Annotated in this window: 17 protein-coding genes and 1 pseudogene; 5 read left to right on the top strand and 13 right to left on the bottom strand. The window is 45.8% G+C overall.

What is annotated here, in order from left to right; translation table 11 throughout:
- Nucleotides 1-59: 59 nt before the first annotated feature.
- From L5M18_RS07110 to nfuA, 3 genes are all read left to right on the top strand, one after another.
- Nucleotides 60-824 (top strand): outer membrane protein OmpK, encoded by a 765-nt coding sequence (locus tag L5M18_RS07110; RefSeq protein WP_263196378.1) that lies wholly within the window; start codon nt 60-62, stop codon nt 822-824.
- A gap of 92 nt (nt 825-916) precedes the next feature.
- Entirely contained in the window at nt 917-2,665 is a 1,749-nt protein-coding gene (gene urdA / locus L5M18_RS07105) for a urocanate reductase (RefSeq protein ID WP_263196376.1), read from the top strand.
- A 239-nt stretch (nt 2,666-2,904) separates the two neighbouring features.
- Nucleotides 2,905-3,483: a Fe-S biogenesis protein NfuA gene (gene nfuA / locus L5M18_RS07100; protein WP_006079591.1), complete on the top strand. Its 579-nt coding sequence runs from the start codon at nt 2,905-2,907 to the stop codon at nt 3,481-3,483.
- A gap of 83 nt (nt 3,484-3,566) precedes the next feature.
- Here nfuA and L5M18_RS07095 read toward each other — a convergent pair.
- Together L5M18_RS07095 and L5M18_RS07090 are read right to left on the bottom strand one after the other, a co-directional pair.
- Nucleotides 3,567-5,494 (bottom strand): annotated as a pseudogene (locus tag L5M18_RS07095) (alpha/beta hydrolase family protein).
- Between the two features lie 80 nt (nt 5,495-5,574).
- Complete coding sequence (locus L5M18_RS07090; RefSeq protein ID WP_263141484.1) at nt 5,575-6,942, bottom strand: MATE family efflux transporter; 1,368 nt, start codon at nt 6,940-6,942, stop codon at nt 5,575-5,577.
- A gap of 22 nt (nt 6,943-6,964) precedes the next feature.
- Between L5M18_RS07090 and L5M18_RS07085 the strand changes: the two genes are divergently transcribed.
- On the top strand, nt 6,965-8,011 hold the full coding sequence (locus L5M18_RS07085) for a polysaccharide deacetylase family protein (protein ID WP_263196374.1): 1,047 nt from the start codon (nt 6,965-6,967) through the stop codon (nt 8,009-8,011).
- On the opposite strand, the gene L5M18_RS07080 is transcribed toward L5M18_RS07085, so the two are convergent.
- From L5M18_RS07080 to L5M18_RS07060, 5 genes are all read right to left on the bottom strand, one after another.
- Nucleotides 8,012-8,644 (bottom strand): SCO family protein, encoded by a 633-nt coding sequence (locus L5M18_RS07080; protein ID WP_263196373.1) that lies wholly within the window; start codon nt 8,642-8,644, stop codon nt 8,012-8,014.
- Nucleotides 8,645-8,691: 47 nt separating this feature from the next.
- Nucleotides 8,692-9,597 carry a heme o synthase gene (gene cyoE / locus L5M18_RS07075; protein ID WP_168827217.1) on the bottom strand — a complete coding sequence of 302 codons (906 nt, stop codon included), beginning with the start codon at nt 9,595-9,597 and terminating at the stop codon, nt 8,692-8,694.
- A 14-nt stretch (nt 9,598-9,611) separates the two neighbouring features.
- The gene (locus L5M18_RS07070) at nt 9,612-10,589 is read right to left on the bottom strand and encodes a COX15/CtaA family protein (protein WP_263162416.1); all 978 of its coding nucleotides are present in this window, start codon (nt 10,587-10,589) and stop codon (nt 9,612-9,614) included.
- On the bottom strand, nt 10,589-11,134 hold the full coding sequence (locus tag L5M18_RS07065; RefSeq protein ID WP_198572401.1) for a hypothetical protein: 546 nt from the start codon (nt 11,132-11,134) through the stop codon (nt 10,589-10,591). Before L5M18_RS07065 ends, L5M18_RS07070 begins: the two co-directional genes overlap by 1 nt.
- Nucleotides 11,135-11,224: 90 nt before the next feature.
- Nucleotides 11,225-11,989, bottom strand: coding sequence for an SURF1 family protein (locus tag L5M18_RS07060; protein ID WP_263162685.1), 765 nt, complete (start codon nt 11,987-11,989; stop codon nt 11,225-11,227).
- On the opposite strand from L5M18_RS07060, the gene L5M18_RS07055 reads away from it, so the two are divergent.
- Entirely contained in the window at nt 11,988-12,206 is a 219-nt protein-coding gene (locus L5M18_RS07055; protein WP_105250645.1) for a DUF2909 family protein, read from the top strand. The genes L5M18_RS07060 and L5M18_RS07055 overlap by 2 nt on opposite strands.
- Before the next feature lie 4 nt (nt 12,207-12,210).
- Here L5M18_RS07055 and L5M18_RS07050 read toward each other — a convergent pair whose 3' ends face one another.
- The 6 genes from L5M18_RS07050 to lexA all read right to left on the bottom strand — a co-directional run bounded on the left by L5M18_RS07050 (nt 12,211) and on the right by lexA (nt 18,336).
- Nucleotides 12,211-13,086, bottom strand: coding sequence for a cytochrome c oxidase subunit 3 (locus L5M18_RS07050; protein ID WP_105250644.1), 876 nt, complete (start codon nt 13,084-13,086; stop codon nt 12,211-12,213).
- Nucleotides 13,083-13,664: a cytochrome c oxidase assembly protein gene (locus tag L5M18_RS07045; RefSeq protein WP_198572399.1), complete on the bottom strand. Its 582-nt coding sequence runs from the start codon at nt 13,662-13,664 to the stop codon at nt 13,083-13,085. The genes L5M18_RS07050 and L5M18_RS07045 overlap by 4 nt, the downstream gene beginning before the upstream one ends.
- Before the next feature lies 1 nt (nt 13,665).
- The gene (gene ctaD / locus L5M18_RS07040) at nt 13,666-15,258 is read right to left on the bottom strand and encodes a cytochrome c oxidase subunit I (protein ID WP_263162411.1); all 1,593 of its coding nucleotides are present in this window, start codon (nt 15,256-15,258) and stop codon (nt 13,666-13,668) included.
- Nucleotides 15,259-15,267: 9 nt separating this feature from the next.
- Nucleotides 15,268-16,803 (bottom strand): cytochrome c oxidase subunit II, encoded by a 1,536-nt coding sequence (coxB, locus tag L5M18_RS07035; protein ID WP_263162408.1) that lies wholly within the window; start codon nt 16,801-16,803, stop codon nt 15,268-15,270.
- A 403-nt stretch (nt 16,804-17,206) separates the two neighbouring features.
- Nucleotides 17,207-17,719, bottom strand: coding sequence for a cell division inhibitor SulA (locus L5M18_RS07030; RefSeq protein ID WP_131524817.1), 513 nt, complete (start codon nt 17,717-17,719; stop codon nt 17,207-17,209).
- A complete protein-coding gene (gene lexA, locus L5M18_RS07025) occupies nt 17,716-18,336 on the bottom strand; it encodes a transcriptional repressor LexA (RefSeq protein WP_105250639.1) in 621 nt (206 codons plus the stop codon). The genes L5M18_RS07030 and lexA overlap by 4 nt, the downstream gene beginning before the upstream one ends.
- Nucleotides 18,337-18,409: the final 73 nt, after the last annotated feature.

The following is an 18,409-nucleotide window of genomic DNA, read 5'->3' as shown; positions in this document are numbered from 1 at the left end:
TTTACTGGTCGATAAGTATTTTAAAATACTTCCTAGAATACATGGTTGAGAGGGACTCTATGTGTAAAAAAAGTGTGGCATCCATTTTAGTCAGTGCAATTATTTTTAGTGGTTCAGTATATTCTGATGTGAATAAAACGAGCGTGGATTTAGGTTATAAGTTTTATACCAGTGACGCAAAAAATGATAACCCAGGTGTTTTTAATCAACCTTTTGTAAAGTTGAATCATTTAGGAATTGCTGATTGGGGTACTTACTTTGCTAATCTTAAGCTCGAAAACCCTGCTGAAATCGCGGAAAATCAGAAGAACCTTGATGGTAAAACTACCATTAAGTCATTATTGATACTTGAAAATAAGCTGGGAGAGTCGCAGTTCAACTTCTGGACTCAGAACTTTATCTCTGCGAGTGAAACGCTAGTTGAAGATAATCTTTACTTAGGTATTACCCATAATGCAAAAATTCAAAATTTATCACTAAACTATGGTGTCGGTTTAAATTATACCATTGGTAGCTTTTCTCCCACATCAGAGAAGTTTAATGATCTGTCAGGTTATGCCGTGGTTTTAAATGCAAAGTACCCATTTGAGTTGCTAGGGTTAAAACATAGTTTAAGTTTGAATTATGAAGCACAAATTGATAGGGATGCAGCGCATCAAGCATTATTTTCATATGACAGCTATGGCCATCAGATAATTACAACATTACAAACAAGCCTCACGGATTCAATATTTTCAAAGTTATATATCACCCATTATGATAGCTGGGGCTCACAATATAATGATGGTATTGAATACGGTATATCTGTTGGTTATCAGTTTTAACGGTTTATCAAATAGGTTGAAATTTTGATAAGTAGAATCTCATTTAATTTGGTGCTGTTCTAATTTTCATCAAAAATAATAAGGGAATTGTAATGCATTATAAAAAATCCATTATTGGTATTGCTGCCACGGCAACAGCAATTATTGTCGGCTGTCAAGTTACCCATCAAATAGTAAAAAGCCAGGGAACCGCTCAAGGCAAGCATGGCGAAGTGCAGGTCGAAACCACATTCAAAGACGGACACATTGTGGCGATTGATGTACTAAAGCAAAAGGAAAATAAGGTCCTTGCTGGTGCCGTATTTAAAGATGTTAAACAGGCGATTATTGATAATAACTCTATCGAGGTTGACGGTATTGCAGGCGCAACCGTAACGTCTAAAGCGCTTAAAGAAGCCGTGGGTAAAAGTGTTGAAGCCGCAGGTGTTACGTTAGTTGCTGTCGCTTCAGCTAAAAAAAATGAAGCATTAACACCAGCAGAATATACCTATGATGTGGTGATTATTGGCTCGGGTGGTGCAGGTTTCAGTGCTGGTTTAGAGGCTATGGCCGCAGGCCGCTCCGCCGTTATTATTGAAAAAATGCCAATTATTGGTGGTAACTCATTGATCTCGGGTGCTGAGATGAATGTTGCTGGTAGTTGGGTACAAAAAAATATGGGTGTTACTGATAGCAAAGAGCTGTTTATTAACGACACGCTAAAAGGCGGCGATTTCAAAGGTGACCCTGAAATGGTTAAGACCATGGTCGATAATGCGGTTGATGCAGCTGAGTGGTTAAGGGATTACGTCAAAGTAGAATTTTACCCAGATCAATTATTTCAGTTTGGTGGACACAGCGTGAAACGAGCGCTAATCCCTAAAGGTCATACCGGAGCAGAGGTGATCAGCAAGTTTTCTATTAAAGCTGAAGAAGTTGGCTTACCAATTCATACCAATACTAAGGCTGAAAAGTTAATTCAAGATCAAACGGGCCGAATTGTGGGTGTAGAAGCGACTCATAATGGCAAAACGGTAACCTACTATGCAAAACGCGGTGTTGTGATTGCCACGGGTGGCTTCTCGTCTAACATGGAAATGCGTAAAAAATATAACCCAGAGTTAGATGAACGATATGGCAGCACTGGTCATTCAGGTGGTACTGGTGACGGTATTGTGATGGCAGAAAAAATACATGCAGCAGCTAAAAATATGGGATATATCCAGTCATATCCCATTTGTAGCCCAACCTCGGGTGCGATTGCCTTGATTGCTGACTCTCGCTTCTTTGGTGCGGTGTTAATCAACCAGAAGGGTGAGCGCTTTGTTGAGGAATTGGAACGCCGAGATGTGATTTCACAGGCCATTCTAGCCCAACCAGGCCGTTATACTTATCTGCTCTGGAACCAAGCTATTGAAGATGTTGCCCATACTGTTGAAATGCATCAAGGTGAACTGAAGGAATTCACAAAAGACGGGCTAATGTATAAGGTCGACACCTTAGAAGAAGCCGCTAAAGTCTTTAATATTCCTGAAGATAAGCTGTTATCAACGATTAAAGACGTGAATCGTTATGCCGCAACAGGAAAGGATGAAGCCTTTAATCATCGCTCAGGATTGGTTGATTTAAGTAAAGGACCTTATTGGATTTTAAAGGCGACACCTTCTGTGCACCATACAATGGGTGGACTAGCGGTTGATATACGTACTCGTGTACTTGATGAACAAGGAAAGGTGATTCCGGGCTTGTTTGCTGCGGGTGAAGTGACTGGTTTAACCCATGGAACCAATCGACTCGGTGGAAATGCTTACACTGATATCATTGTCTTTGGTCGTATCGCTGGACAAGAAGCGGCTAAATAGTTTGTATTTTATGTCTGGCTTAAAGCGACCCAATTGGGTCGCTTTTGTTTGTAAATGATGCAGTTCACTCGCGTACAACACATTCGTTTAAAGCTTGTTTATGATGAATAAATCGTGATCGCTATGGCAAAAATCCATAAACTTGCTATCCAAAGGACTACAAAGCGAAGGTGAGTCGGAGTATCATACGGCTAATTCTTACTAAAACACTCAGGTATCCCCTGACGGAGCAGGTTTTCATGATTACCATTTCCGATGCGGCTCAAGCCCATTTTGTTAAGTTGTTAGCAGATCAACCTGAAGGCACTCATATTCGCGTATTTGTGATCAGTCCTGGTACCTCGCAAGCCGAGTGTGGTGTGTCTTATTGTCCACCGGATGCAGTGGAAAGTGATGATATTGAAATCGAGTTCACTGGCTTCAATGCTATGGTCGATGAGAAGAGTGCACCTTTCCTTGAAGATGCCACTATCGATTTTGTGACTGACCAATTAGGTTCACAACTCACGCTCAAAGCACCTAACGCAAAAATGCGTAAAGTGTCAGGTGATGCACCTTTAGTCGAGCGTATCGAATACGTGATCCAATCTGAAATCAACCCTCAGTTAGCTGGCCATGGTGGTAATATCATGCTGGTTGAAATCACTAAAGAAGGCGTGGCTGTACTGCAGTTCGGCGGTGGTTGTAACGGTTGTTCTCAAGTTGATATCACCCTGAAAGATGGTATCGAAAAACAATTGTTAGACATGTTCCCAGGTGAGTTGACTGGCGTACGTGACGTGACAGATCACCAACACGGTGAACATTCTTACGCTTAATCTTGTTTGTTAAGCTGAATGAAAAACGCGACCTTGAGTCGCGTTTTTTATATTTGGCTTTCGCTTTAAGTGCAGTTGTTCAGTTATAACTTAGGGTTGAGATTATCAGCTAAGAACTTATCTAAGGCTTTAAACGTCGCGAGTCTGTTGTCGTTATTGCTCAGGTAATGATCACCATTTTCCAACTCAATATACTCCACTGGTTTATTCAGTGATTTGAGCTCGTCATACATTTCTCGGCTATGTTGAACCTTAACGACTCTGTCCTTATCGCCATGTAGCAGTAATACTGGGATGTTAATTTTATCTGCTTTACTGATAGGTGAGCGCTCATAGAGGGCATCGAGATCATCTCCTATTTGCTCTTTAACCACTTCATAGTTGGTATGTCTGCGGCTTGATTTTACTAGGTAGGCCACATCGGTCACACCAGCCACACTGATGGCGCAACGGTAAAGATCGGGAGCCCCATTAAGGCCGCGTAACCACCATAACTCGCACCGGCAATACAAATGCGTTTAGGATCGCTAATCCCTTGAGCTATTAGGTAACGAGTCCCGTCTTCAACATCGTTTTGCATTTCGAGACCCCAGCTTTTTAGGCCAGCCTTCATAAACTCATAGCCGTAACCTGCCGACCCCCTGAAATTCATTCGAAATACCGCATAACCACGATTAGCGAAAAACTGTGCCCAGTAGTCGAAGTCGTTACTGTCATAACTGATCGGGCCGCCATGGGGGAAAATAATCGTCGGTAGCTGTTTGGCTTCGAGTCCCTTTGGCACTGTTAGGTAAGCATCGATTTTGAGCTTATCCCTTGCTTCGTAAGTTAGATGTTGGGTGTTGGCGAGTAGCTCACTATTGAGCTTGCCGTATCTGTTCGCGATGGGATATAACGTTTTTTCGTCCCTATCGCCGAAGTAATAAGTGCCAGGCTCGGTTGAGCTGGTGGAATACACTATGTAGCGGCGTTCATTTGCACTGAATTGAGTAATATAGTTGTGAGCATCGGGTAATACAGCCTTAAGACCATTTTGTAGTCCGACATATTCTGTTTCCCAGAAGGTGTATTCCTCGCCGTCGCCTTCACTGATACCAATGACTTTTTTCTTTAATTGCGAGTAGAGTAAATCCCCTTCGACGTCAGTTGCTTCATTGGCGTAAACCAACTCTTTTGTAAGATTAGGGTCGGTCAGGTTCACTTTAAAAATGGCTTCGAAACCTTGGTGATAGGCGCGAACGTAGAGGATATTAGGGTCTGCATCAAAACCTAATGGCCAAACCGTGTCCTCAGAGAAGGCTTTAAAGGTCCAAAGCAAGCGTGAATCACTCTTTTGCTCGGCCTGTTCATAAATACGGTACTCAGTATCATCGTTGTAGATAGAAATTCGGACTTTGTGCTGCCTGTCGGTAATCCAACTTATAATCTTCTTTTTAGCATTTTGGGTGTAACTGGATTTCCCCTGCGCTAAATTGACTTTCAGAACGCTGTCTTCGCCTACGTTTTCGCCCATTCCGTCTAATGACAGTAAAATATTATCGGGATCATCTGGCATAAGATCGATAATTTGCCCCTGATGTTGCGGGATCCAATTAAGACGGTCTAAGACGCTGCGCGGAAGGACACTCGAGGTCTTTTTCGTGGTCAAATCATACTTAACAAGGCGGGTTTCGGTTGTAGGTGTACCGTAACGGTTAGCCGGAAACTTAGCACTGATCAGTAAGATATTATCGTTTGCCCACTGCAGAGACAGGATGACAAATTTTTGATTATCCGTGTGCAGCGGAATGCTTTTTTCGCCTGTTTCTATATCTTGGATACTAACGACAGTACCTTTGAGTTTGGCTTGATCGACCCGTACAACAGAAGCGATTTTTTTGCCATTAGGCGAGAGCTGCACAGAGCTAACATCTGGGATGCTTGCAAAGGCTTCAACGGGTAATTGTGGCGCAGTGTTGGCAACCGTATAGTTACATAGCCACAGCAATAGCAGCGGTAAAATCCTTTTCATTATCGATTCACATCTTCGTTACAATTGTAAAATCAACATAATAATGATTTTGAGATTAGTAAACTACTGTCTTTACAGATTTATTTATGTAAAAAGGCCTGACTGAAATAATAATGCCCTGCGAGCGTTAGGCTTCTGACGATCATAAAGACACTCATCGCGGCCCAGAGGGCATGGTTGCCTTGCTCTGGTAGTAATAGCTGCTGCAGTAAATACCATGTTGGGAAAAACGCGCCAAAGGTGGCGAGTATCATGCTATTGCGCATCACTTTTCCTTTAGCGGCACCTATGTAAACACCATCGAATAAATACGAGCTAAAGGACCATAAAGGCAAGAATATTAGCCAGATAAGATAGGTTTGCGCAGTGGCTCTGACCTCATTAATACTGGTCAATAACGCGATAATATTACTGCCAAAAAGACTAAATACAGCGCAGAATCCTAGTGCCGTTATGGCCGACCAGCACCAAGCTAAGATCACAGCTTCCCTTAATTGTTCTGCCTGTTTTTGCCCATAGGCTCGACCGACTTCTGCCTCGGCATAATAGGCTATACCATCTAGAGCGTAGGAGATTAATAGCAGTAAATTCAATAACACGGCATTGGCCGCAACGGTATTATCACCTAGACCTGCACCATGGAATGTCATAAAGGCAAAAGCTGCCTGCAAACAGAGGCTGCGGACAAAAATATCTGTGTTGAGCCTCAGTAATTTGCCATAACCCGTTAAGGTGACATGGGGGAATAGCTGAGATAAGTGAAACTCGGGTGCGCGCTTGAGTTGTTGTAACACCATAGTGAGTGCGACTGAGAAAGCGGTGATATCGGCAAATACTGAGGCGAGGGCAGCGCCTTTAACGCCCCAACCCAAGCCGAGGACAAACACCACATCGAGAATAATATTGGCAAGGTTGGCTAAAATCAACTGCCACATGGCGGCTTTAGGTTGTTGTCGCCCTAAGAGCCAACCTAACATCACTAAATTGAGCAGGGCGAAGGGCGTTGACCAAATCCGTACCTGAAAATACTCGCGGCAATAACGTTCGACCTCGCTACTCGCTTCGGATAATCCTAACGCTAAATTCAATATCGGGACTTGCAGTGCGATAACGCCTGCGCCCAATAACATCGCTAGCATAGCGCCTTGGACTAAGAGTTTGTGCTGGGCGTGAAGATCGTCAGCACCAAAGGCCTGCGCGACTAAACCTGTCGTCGCCATACGCAAAAATCCCAATAACCAAATGATTAATGTGATAATCGTTGACCCGACAGCGACTCCCCCTAAATAATAGGCCTCACTCAGATGACCTATAACAGCCGTATCGACTAAGCCCAACAGCGGGATAGTGATATTGGAGAGTATCATCGGCAGGGCGAGCGCCAGTAACTGGCGATTTTTCGCGCCGTTGAGCATGAGGTCGAGCCAAGTTGATTTAGCAGTATTCATTAATTTCAGAGGTGTTCACATTATGGTTAAACGTGTGCTGTTGGCACTCATAGGGCTAATGACGTTTTCTGCCCATGCCGTGGTCATTCTGCAATATCACCATGTGTCAGAAACCACTCCGGCGGCAACCAGCGTTACGCCCGCGCAATTTCGTGAGCAAATGCAGTTTCTCGTCGATGACGGCTTTAAGGTGATCCCGCTTTCTAAAGTGGTTGAAGCGATCAAGCAAAAACAAGATTTACCCGCTAAAACAATCGCAATTACCTTCGATGATGGTTATCGCAGTATAGCGATTACGGCGCATCCTATCCTAAAGGAATTTGGATTCCCCTACACCTTGTTTGTGGCAATTGAGCCGATTAAACAAAAGTTTACCGAGATGATGACTTGGGATGAACTCATCACACTATCCAAGGAAGGCGCCGATATTGCTAATCACAGTTGGGCGCACGAACATTTGATCCGCGCCTTAGAAAACGAATCACAGGCGCAGTGGTTAGCGCGGATAAAAGCCAATATCTTAGATACAGAAAAAGCGATTGCAGATGCCACTGGGCACAATTTTAAAATGCTGGCGTATCCCTACGGTGAGTACAATCAAGCGTTGCAGGATATGTTAACTGAGAACAGCTTTGTCGCTTTTGGGCAACAGTCCGGTGCCGCCGGGCCCTATTCGCCATTAACGGCCCTGCCGCGTTTCCCCGTTGCTGGACAATATGCTGACCTAAAAAGCCTTAAGGCAAAGTTATACAGCTTAAATATGCCTGTGATTGCACAAACCCCAAGTGATCCTGAGTTAAAGGGCGGTCATTGGCGTCCAGAGCTTAAAGTGACCCTCGATATGAGTGATATCTCTGCTAAGCAAATGATGTGTTATATCCAAGGTCAAGGCTCAAAACAGCCGACTTGGCTCAATGAAAACGAGTTTAGTGTTCAAGCGGATTTAGCCTTGCCTGCGGGGCGATCGCGTTATAACTGCACAGCGCCGAGTAAGGCGCGCAATGGCTACTATTGGTTTTCTCAGCCTTGGGTGAGTCCAAAGGACGATGGCTCTTGGGTCAAAGAGTGATCAGCGGCTAGGTTTGTATTGCGCCACTATTTTTTCAAAATCGCTAATTAATTTATCATTTAATACCTGCGGCGGTTTGCCTAACGCTGCCGTAGGTTTAAATACCGCAACTCGCGTTCCCTGCGGCGACACCAACACATAACCCGCACTATGGTCGACTTGGTAATTTTCTCCTTCACCCACCATGGCATAAGTGAGTCCTAAGCTGCGGGTGAGGGGAAATATCTGCGTTTGTTCACCCGTTACAGCTTTAAACTCTGGATTGAAAAAATTTACATAGGTTAAGAGTTTATCCGGTGTGTCCCGTTTGGGGTCGACGGATAAAAACACCACCTGCAATGGCGCGATCTTGTTTAGATCGGGATAAGCCGCCGCAAGTTTATTTAAGGTCGTAGGGCAAATGTCGGGACAAAAGGTAAAACCGATAAAAAATAAGCTCCATTTTCCCTGCAAACTGGCATTGGTAAAAGCTTGCTTGTGTTGATCAACTAATTCAAAGGGCGCTAATTCATAGGCCTGTGGAAACAGAAAACCGCTCTCTAACTCGATAGGTTTTGGGGGATTAAATTTCACCGCAAATAGGCCGCCAAGACCGAACAACAAAATGGCGATGACTAAAATTCTTTTCTGCATTATTCGCTCCATAAATACAGGTTAGCGCGACAAACTCGTTCCATACACTAGTTCCACAAATAGTGGTCTAGCAGTAATGCCATAAATAACAACATTAAATGGTAGATAGAGAAGCGGAACACTTGCATCGCTAAGCCATCATGATCCCGATATTTAAGTTGCCATGCTTTATAGATAAATCCCGTACTGAGTAAACTCGAGCTGACGAAATACACTGGCCCACACATACCAACCAGCACAGGTAACAGGCAAGCAATCGCCAGCAATACTGTGTAGAGCAAGATGCAGGTTTTCGTAAATTCGACACCGTGGGTGACTGGTAGCATGGGAATATCTACTTTGGCATATTCGGCGCGTCTGTGAATGGCCAGTGCCCAAAAATGTGGCGGCGTCCACGTAAAAATGATGATCACTAGCAATAACGCATGGCCGTGAAATTCGTTCGTTACTGCCGTCCATCCCAGCAAGGGTGGCATGGCTCCCGCAAGGCCGCCGATCACAATATTTTGTGATGTTGCGCGTTTCAAATAGGCTGTATAAACCAAGGCATAGCCAATCAGGCTGGCAAAGGTCAGCCAAGCTGTGAGTGGATTGACTAAGGAATATAAGACGATAAAGCCAAGACTACCTAAGCTAGCGGCGAAAATTAACGCGCGTGTGGCCGAAATACGCCCTTTGGGTAGCGGGCGATTGTAGGTGCGTGCCATTAAGCCATCGATACGGCGATCGATCAGATGATTCAACGCCGCCGCAGAACCCGCCATCATAGCAATACCCAGCATACCGGCGATTAAAGGTTGAACGGGGACTGCATGGGGCACAGCAAGACACATGCCGACTAAGACTGTGAGCAGCATCAGTGCAACCACTTTAGGTTTGGTCATTTCAAAATAGGCGCGCCATGTTACGCTGAAAGTGGGCAGGCTACTGGTGATTGAGAGTGGTTTTGCCATCTTGGATCCCTCGCTTATGCTTTGCGCCATAAAAAATAGTTGATTGTGACTAAGGTCAGTAGCAGTAGTGCCGCACCACCGTTGTGAGACACGGCAATACCGAGTGGCAAATGCATCACTACGTTAGAAATACCTAAGCTCACTTGTAGTATGACTAGTCCCACTAATAAAAGGCTTAAAGCCTTAAGTCCCGTAGCGCCCACAAATAATCGGTAGGCGAGCACGAGTAACAAGCTGGCAGTGACGATAGCGCCAATTCTGTGGGCTACGTGGATAGTCATTCGTGCAGGGTAATCGAGTACCCCAAATTCGAAGCTAGGGTGTTGGCCTTGGAACGGTGAAAATGCCTCGGCTATTGCTAAGTTATCTACCCAATTTCCCTCACAGATGGGTAAAGAGGTGCAGGCGAGCGCCGCGTAATTCGATGATGTCCAAGCGCCCAACATAATCTGACCCACAAGGACGAATAGGCTCACCAACGCTAACGGTGCGAGATGCCGAGGATGGGTTTCGCTATTAAATATACGCCGAGATCGGGTTCGCAGGTAAAGGAGTAACAGCAGCGAGATTAGGCTAAAGCCACCAATAAGATGCGACATCACAATTATTGGCATGAGTTTCATGGTCACAGTCCACATGCCTAGCGCTCCTTGAAAGAGGATCAGCAGCACTATGATGACCGGTAACTTTTTGGGTGCTTCAGGTGTTTTTAAGCACAAAATTAAGATGAACAACACCAGTAAGCCAAGTCCGCCTGCGATATATCTGTGGATCATTTCCAGCCAAGCTTTCTCTGGATTGATATCGTGATCTGGGAATATAGTTTGCGCATGGGCGATTTCATGGTCTTGGGTGGGCACTTTAATATGGCCGTAGCAGCCTGGCCAATCGGGGCAGCCAAGCCCTGCATCCGATAGACGGGTGTAAGCGCCCATTAAAATCACCAATAGGGTAAAGACTAAGGTTAAGCGTAGGATCCAAGTTAGTTGCATCAATCTACCCTCGACAGTTTTAACAACTTACGCAGATCCGCAATCAGCGCCTTGCCTTGAGCTAAATGTGCTTCTTTGCCCTGCACTTGAGGGTAGCGCAGGACTAAGCTGCCTAAGGGATCGACTATGATTAGCTGCTGTTCATCTAACCATTTGCTTAAGTCTGCATTGGCGGGGCGAGTGTTGAAGTGAAAGGCGCTTAAGGCGTTAAGATCGCTGTCGGGATGGGTGAGGATGAGCGGTTCTACTCGCGCCTGATCTGGCCCTAACGCTGTGTGGCTTTGGCGCAAAATATACAGGCGTTCGCGGCAAGTATCGTTGCATTTGGCGGGCAATAAATACAGTAGTTGCCATTCTTTGGGATTAGAATTTTCAACCCCAAGGCTGGCATAACTGGTTTCGGGACTGATCAGCTCGCCATGATTGGTGGCACCGCCATGGTATAAATTCAGGCTCAGCACTAGCTTAGCAATCACTACGGGGGCAATAAACGCCAGCAGTAATAGCCCTAATGCTTTGTGTTTAGATTTATTCTGGGAGTTCATGCTTGCTCCTCTCATTCAAATTATCCCTAATTTATTGTTTTATATTTATTTAGTTTTATTAGTGTCTTGCTAAGTATGGTACGAATTTCCCTATTTGCTCCTTGAGTTTGCGACTGTTTGGGCGCTATGGCGTTTTACATATTTAATCCCTTGCCACAGCATTAGTCCTGCAAATACGGCTGCCATCGAAAACCACTGCAACGCATAGCCCCAATGTTTTTGTGCTGACAGTGGGAAAGGTTGCCAAGGATGGGGCAATGTGAGGGAAGGTAATTGCTCTGGTTGCAACACGACAGGTAACACTGGGTGCCCTAATACCTTAGCCATTTCGGGCATATTTAAATTTTGAAAGCGAATACTTGTCCCTGTTTCTGCCATTAAAGCTTGGCTCAAGGGATTGATTTGCTTTTGATAAAGCCTGCCTTCGATATTTAATGCCCCGCTTAGGGGAGTGATGTGGGGTAACTCATCCCGATGGGAGCCTGCGGCAACAAAGCCTAACTCGACCAGCAACCAAGGTTTTTCAACTTCTACTTGCAATGGTTGGAAGGCTAAATAGCCCACTTGACCTTGATAGATTTGATTATCCAGCAGCCAGATTTGTGAGCTTGCGGGAGTGGCGCGTACTTGCAGTCGATAACCCGTTACGCCTTCTTTGCCGACCTTGAGTTGGAGCTGCTCAAAACTTAATGGCAGCAAAGCTTGCCTTGCTTCCATTTGGGCTAAAAGCGTCGTTTTATCTTCACCACGGGCTAACTGCCATAAACCCAACTTGACCAATATAGTTAATACAGCCACAGTCAATATCAGTAGAAAAACCGTTAATTTATTCAGCAGAACATGAGGATATTGTATGAATAGCCTGTTCATTTTTAAGTTGGTCTTAGTTCTGCTGTTGCTATTCATCATTTTTAATCTAGGTCGCGCCTTGTTTATTATGGTGAAAGGTGATGAAAAAGTGCCTATGAGCCGTTATCTTGGTCGGCGAGTGATTTTCTCCGTGCTCGTTATCTTGTTATTGCTGGTGGCCTTAGGGACTGGGCTGATTAGCCCCAATCCCACACCTTACTAAAGCACTAGAGAACGTAAACGAAAATAAACAAACACAGCCAGACCACATCCACAAAGTGCCAATACCAACTCCCCGCTTGGAACGCAAAATGTTTATCTGCGCTAAAGTGCCCCTTCAACACTCTGAAAAACAACACGAATAAAAAGAGAGTCCCCAGAGTGACATGCATGCCGTGAAAGCCAGTTAACAGGAAGAAGGTGTTGCCATAAATCCCAGAGGTTAGGGTGAGTCCCATTTCCCGGTAGGCATGCATATATTCTTCTGCCTGTAAGGCAAGGAAACCCATACCCAAGAGTATGGTGATACCAAGCCAGAGAGTAATGGCAGAACGTTTACCTTTTTCTAGGCTGACATGGGCGAAATGTAAGGTAACTGAGGAGGTTAGCAGTACGATAGTGTTGATTAATGGCAGTCCAGTCCATGGCATAGCTTGGGTTTTAGTGCCATCTGGCGTAGTAATGAGCGGCCAAATAGCTTCAAACTGAGGCCAGAGTACTTCGTGGGTCATGGCATTATTCGATGCGCCACCGAGCCAAGGCACTGCGAACATGCGGGCATAAAATAGTGCCCCGAAAAAAGCCCCGAAAAACATAACTTCCGAAAAAATAAACCAGCTCATACCTTGGCGAAACGATCGATCCATTTGGCTAGAATAGAGCCCTGCCATCGACTCTTGGATCACGGTTCTAAACCAACCTACCAGCATGAATAGGATCACAGCTATCCCAACCAGCAGCACATAACCGCCACCGGATGCACCTGATTTCAACTGTTGCACGAAAAGGCCTGCACCAGAGGCGATTAAGAACAAGCCAATGGCACCTACAATAGGCCAGACACTTTGGGATGGAACGTAGTAAGACTGATGTTTCGTTGTCATTTTGCAGCTCCTTGCTCTATGGCAGACGCTAACTGCTTGTCGGTAATGTCGTAGAGAGTGTAAGAGAGGGTCAGAGTATGGATAGACTCAGGTAACTGAGGATCCACATAGAAAATGAGCGGCAGCTCAGCGCTAGTGTCCGCCGCTAAGGGTTGTTGATTAAAGCAAAAGCATTCTGTTTTATTAAAATAAGCGGCACCTTGGCCGGGCGAAACTGAAGGTATCGCTTGGCCAATAGTTGCTTTAGCGGACATATTGCGCGCCAAAAATGCCGTATGGATTAGCTCGCCAGGGTGAACTTCGAGCCGTTTGGTTTGTGGCGCAAATGTCCATGGCATGCCTGTTTGTACCTGAGAAATAAATTCCACAGTCACTATTCGGCTTGTATCTACTGTGATTGCTTGATAACTACTCGCGGTATTGGAGGGTTTTCCATTGATACCGAGTTGCTCGCACAACACATCGTAGAGCGGCACCAGCGCGAATCCAAAGCCAAACATGCCAATACAGCCTATAACTAACATGCTGATAAGTTTACGATTTGACTTAGATTTATCTTGCTGGTGTTGGGTTGCCATTTCATTTCACCTCAGGTGGTGTCGTGAAGGAGTGGTAAGGCGCAGGGCTTGGCAATGTCCACTCTAAACCCTCGGAACCTTCCCAAGGTTTAGCGGGAGCTTTTTCGCCGCCACGGATGCACTTAATTACTAATACTAAGAAAATCAATTGCGATAAGCCGAAGGCGAACCCACCAATCGAGACGATTTGATTAACATCGGCAAATTGAATCGAGTAGTCAGGGATACGCCTTGGCATTCCTGCCAGCCCAAGGAAATGCATCGGGAAAAATAGCACATTGACTGAAATCACCGAGCACCAGAAATGCCATTGTCCCAGTCGTTCGTTGTACATGTGTCCCGTCCACTTAGGTAGCCAGTAATAGGCCGCTGCCATGATGGAGAAAATCGCACCAGTCACGAGCACATAATGGAAATGTGCCACAACAAAATAAGTATCGTGGTACTGGAAGTCGGCGGGTGTAATGGCGAGCATTAATCCCGAAAAACCGCCAATAGTGAAGAGTATGATAAAGGCTACAGCAAACAGCATGGGCGCTTCGAAACTGAGTGAGCCGCGCCACATAGTGGCAACCCAGTTAAACACTTTCACCCCAGTTGGCACTGCAATCAACATAGTGCAATACATGAAAAACAGCTCGGCAAACACTGGCATACCTGTGGTGAACATATGGTGCGCCCACACGAGGAACGACAGAATTGCAATACTAGCCGTAGCATAAACCATGGATGCATAGCCAAATAAGGGTTTACGACTGAAGGCTGGGACTATGGCAGAGATGATGCCAAAGGACGGCAAGATCATGATGTAAACTTCAGGGTGGCCGAAGAACCAGAAAATATGCTGGAACATCACAGGATCGCCGCCGCCCGCCGCATCGAAGAAACTCGTGCCGAAAAACTTATCGGTCAGCACCATAGTCACTGCGCCCGCGAGTACGGGCATAACTGCGATCAGTAGGAATGCCGTGATAAGCCAAGTCCAGACAAACAATGGTAACTTCATCCATGTCATGCCTGGCGCGCGTAAATTCACTATGGTCACAATCACGTTGATCGCGCCCATGATCGAACTTATCCCCATGATGTGAATAGAAAATACAAAGAGCGCCGTGCTATCTGGGCTATAAGTTGTTGATAGTGGTGCGTAGAAGGTCCAACCAAAGTTAGGTCCGCCACCTTCCATAAACAGCGAACTGAGAAGAATAGTAAAGGCGAAGGGGAGTATCCAAAAACTCCAGTTATTCATCCGTGGCAGCGCCATATCTGGCGCCCCTATCATCATCGGGATCAGCCAGTTAGCTAGCCCTGTAAAGGCCGGCATTACCGCGCCGAATACCATGATCAACCCATGAACAGTTGTCATTTGGTTGAAAAAGTTGGGCTCGACCAATTGTAATCCAGGTTGAAAGAGTTCAGCGCGGATCACCATGGCCATAGCGCCACCGGTTAAGAACATAATGAAGCTGAACCATAAATACAAAGTACCTATGTCTTTATGGTTGGTGGTTAGCAGCCAGCGCATGATGCCCTTTGGCGCACCATGATGATGGTCATCATGGGCTGCGGTTTGATCTTGAGTCGTAGTGCTCATCATTATCCCCTACTGTCCATGACTTGCGATATCAGCAGGTTGCACTGTATCGCCGGTATTGTTACCCCAAGCATTGCGTTCATAGGTAATGACTGCTGCAAGTTGCTGTGGGCTAAGCTGTTTGCCAAATGCCTGCATAGCCGTGCCCGTTTTGCCGTGCATCACAATATCGATGTGATTGGCGACTGGTCCAATGGCGATAGCACTACCCACTAGCGCGGGGAAGGCGGGTGGTATTCCTGCACCTGTCACTTGATGGCAGGCAGCACAGAAGGTCGCGTAGACAGTTTCACCTTCGGCCATGAGGGCGTCATGGCTGAGTGTGGGGAGGCTTGCGGGATCGACTGCAGCTGAGACGTCTTTTGCAGGAGCGGGTGTCGGGGTTGTACTGCTTGGTACCGCGGCGGATGTTTGTGCAGAATTGCCGTTCATGTACTCGTTGACGTCTTTGGCTTGCACTGCATCTCCAGTATTATTGCCCCAAGCATTACGCTCGTAGGTAGTCACTGCCGCGATTTCTTGTGCAGTCAATTGTTTACTAAACGCTTGCATGGCTGTACCCGTTTTACCGTTGAGCACAATTTCAAGGTGGCCGCTGAGCGGTCCCGTTGCAATCGGGCTACCTTTAAGGGGCGGAAATACGCCTTGCAATCCTTCGCCATTGGGCTGGTGGCAGGCTGCGCAGTGCCCGAGGTAAACTTGTTCGCCTAGAGTCATCAACTCTTCTTTACTTAGGGTTTGTGATAAAGCGGCTTGAGCGGCTTCAGCCGCAGCACCTGCGGCTTGTTTTTGCTCTGTGACCCAAGCCTCAAACTCGGCTTCGGGTAAGGCTTGTACTACGATAGGCATAAAACCATGGTCTTTACCGCAGAGTTCGGCGCATTGACCACGATAAATGCCGGGTTTGTCGATGCGAGTCCAGGCCTCATTGATAAATCCAGGGTTGGCATCTTTCTTAATGGCAAAGGCGGGTACCCACCAAGAATGGATGACATCCTCTGAAGTCATCAGAAAGCGGATTTTGCGGTTTATCGGTAGAACGAGCGGTTTATCGACTTCCAATAGATAGTTTTCACCCTTGGTTTCGGTGCCTTCGATTTGTGCTCTGGGTGTTGTCAGTATGCTATAAAAATCAATATCTTGATCGAAATAGCTGTAATGCCATTTCCATTGGGACCCCGTCACTTTTACGGTGAGATCGGCGTTACTGGGATCTTCCATTGCGATTAAAGTTTTTGTCGCTGGAATCGCCATTAAGATCAAAATGATAAATGGCAGAATCGTCCAAGCGATTTCAACTTTAGTGCTTTCGTGAAAGTGGGACGCGACAGCGCCTTTGGATTTTCTGTGGTTGATCATGGCGTAAATCATGACGCCAAAGACCACTAGGCCTATTGCGCAGCAGATATACAAGATGGTCATGTGCAAGTGATAAACCTTGCCACTGATCTCGGTCACGCCAGGGGTCATGTTGAACCGCATGTCTGCGGCGGTCAACGGTGGTGCGAAAAGCACCACGAGTAAACAATACAACAATTGCTTCACAAGACTTCTCCTCTGCCAATTGCGAATAGCAACTACAAAGAAGAGCAACACAGTAAGTCTCAACTCTATGCAAACTCTTCAGTTCCCAAAAAAGCTTTTTTGACTTCAACGTGCGTTGGCGGCTGTTACTTTTAATCAAGTATTGTTACTGCTGGTAATTAGCCACGCTGGCACATACTGCTGAAATAAATCTGTTCTCTATTTTTAGTGGCGCTTCGAGTTCGATAAATACTCGATTCATTGACCACGGAAGGTGATATATCATCACCGACTTAACCAACCATACTTGCTGTTTAAATATTGATCAAGATCACTTATTTATCTAATTATCTGAAAAATTGCCAAAAAAAAGCCTCACATTCATAGGTGAGGCGGCTTTCAAGGTAAAAAATTAAATGAATATTTAGTGTACAGCGCTAAAAAAAGATTGCTGACCGAAGAGATTGCCTTGCTCAATGCGTACGTCGGCATGTAAGTGACTGTTTACGTCTTCAAGCACTATGCCCATAGCTCGGGCACTTTTAGCCACGATTTGTAGGCGTCGATTATCCCGCGCATCTAATGATTGAGTCCAAGTAATGACTGCACTGGACGTACCACTTGTCAGGGCTTTTTCCATCGCCCACAGGGTTTCGACTTCATCTTTAGCATGTACCAGCAAAACTCTATCCATACGCACACCTGCGCTGGCAAGCATTTGCTTGTAGCCAATACTTGGTGGGTTGATGAGCACTAACCAACGGCCCTGTTGGCTTAACTGAGCGAGTTGTGCACTCAGATGAATTAATTCTTGGCGACCTTGAGTCTTAGTTGGCATACAGGCGATAGGCGCATGGTGCCAGTCATAGTCGGCATCACGGACTTCATCGAGCCACAAGCCCGGATGGCGGGGGGCATTGCCAAGTAGTTTATTCATAGCCAATCTCCATTACGGATCACACCGACGGCGAGTCCTTCAATTGTTAAACTTTGGAAGCCTAAATCCACTTTAATCGGGGAGTAATCTTCATTTTCGGCATGTAGATAGACCACATTACCTTTTTTTTCGAAACGTTTAACAGTGACATCGTCATCGACTCTAGCGACAACCACTTGACCATTTCTAGCTTGTTCTACTTTATGAACTGCCAGCAAATCACCTTCGAGAATGCCGATATTCTTCATGCTGTCACCCTTTACTCGCAGTAAAAAATCGGCGGCGGGATGGAACATGCTTGGGTCGACTTGGTAGTACTGTTCAACATGTTCTTGGGCGAGGATAGGTTCACCTGCGGCCACTTGGCCGATGAGCGGTAAACCTGTTTCAGTCAAATCTTCGATTTCCGCAGGCAGACGAATGCCTCGAGATGTGCCTGGCATGATCTCAATGCAGCCCTTTTTTGCCAACGCTTTAAGGTGTTCTTCAGCCGCATTGGCGCTCTTAAAACCTAAACGGGTTGCGATTTCTGCCCGAGTGGGTGGCATGCCAGTATCGGCAATATTTCGTTTAATTAGCTCTAAAATTTCAGCTTGGCGTGGCGTCAAAGGTCTCATGGTGTTTCCTGTTTTTCTATACAGTTACTGTTAGTATATACAGTATTATTTGCAGCGCAAGTATTAACCACTT

Source organism: Shewanella sp. SM20 (genome assembly GCF_025654545.1).
GTDB lineage: Bacteria > Pseudomonadota > Gammaproteobacteria > Enterobacterales > Shewanellaceae > Shewanella > Shewanella oncorhynchi.
The sequence above is the reverse complement of the archived record's forward strand: the minus strand, read 5'-3'. Positions and strand labels throughout refer to the sequence as shown.